Annotated in this window: 1 protein-coding gene; it reads left to right on the top strand. The window is 43.5% G+C overall.

The features are described 5' to 3' along the window. Window positions 1–55: 55 nt before the first annotated feature. Window positions 56–979, top strand: a 924-nt coding sequence (locus J7R12_RS08560) for a TIGR04086 family membrane protein (RefSeq protein ID WP_208439062.1), incomplete at its 3' end; no start/stop codon positions are given.

Below are 979 nucleotides of genomic sequence, written 5' to 3'. Positions count from 1 at the left end.
AACATAACCTGTCAAGAAGCATTTTATCTTCAGCATCATTCAAGGAGATAAAAACATGGAAACCCGCATTCCTGAAGACACACCATTCGATACCCATTTTCTAGGAGAAACATCTCTAGAAACAGAATATCCCTTTTTTCAAACACCCATTTCATGGTCCGCAATCTTCGCTGGACTGGTCACAGCCCTTGCCACATCAATCTGCCTCTCTTTTCTGGTTGCAGCATTAGGTTTAGGCCAAATGGACTTCACCTCTTCCACCCCTTTTGAAGGAACCTTTCTCTCCATTGGCATGGGATCTCTTATCGTCATGTTGATAAGCCTTGCTTTGGGAGGATTTGTTGCCGGACGTTTTGCAGAATCATCAGGCGGACTTCATGGCTTTCTCACTTGGGCTCTATTAACCCTTATCATGGCGCTCCAAACCATCCACATGGTTTCAAATACAGCAAAGATAGGAGCTAAAGCTGCTCTCGAAAACACTTCTGCCATCCAACAAACGGTGGAGAACTTTAAAACAAACTTTTCCCCTCTTCTTACAAAATTAAACAGCGAAAGTCTTGAAAAGCTTTTTGCGAAAAACAGTAACAATGGCATTGATTTTGATCAACTACGCACGGAATTACGCACACTTCTCAATAAAAGCGACATTCCTGCTCTCAACCCTGATCGCTTGAAGCAATCTTATCAAGCAGCCCTCAACGATATTGGTTCTGCGATAACAGCTTTCAAAAATGATCCTTCACACACGCGCACCATCTTAAAAGATCTTGGTGACCGCCTTTCTGATCGTGCACAAGCCATGACAGCAAAGTTTGATCGAGGCGATATCATTAACACCCTTATGCACGATGGCATGACACACGCTGAAGCACAAACAAACGCCAACCATGCACTTCATGTCTATCAAAGCGCAGAGGCAAAAATAGAACAGGCGCTCAAAACTCTTGAAGAACAAGCTGAAACCCTGTCTCAAAAG

The sequence above is a fragment of the Bartonella vinsonii subsp. vinsonii genome, assembly GCF_902825235.1.
GTDB classification, from domain to species: domain Bacteria; phylum Pseudomonadota; class Alphaproteobacteria; order Rhizobiales; family Rhizobiaceae; genus Bartonella; species Bartonella vinsonii.
Note: the sequence above shows the minus strand (reverse complement) of the source record. Positions and strands in the feature narration are given on the sequence as shown.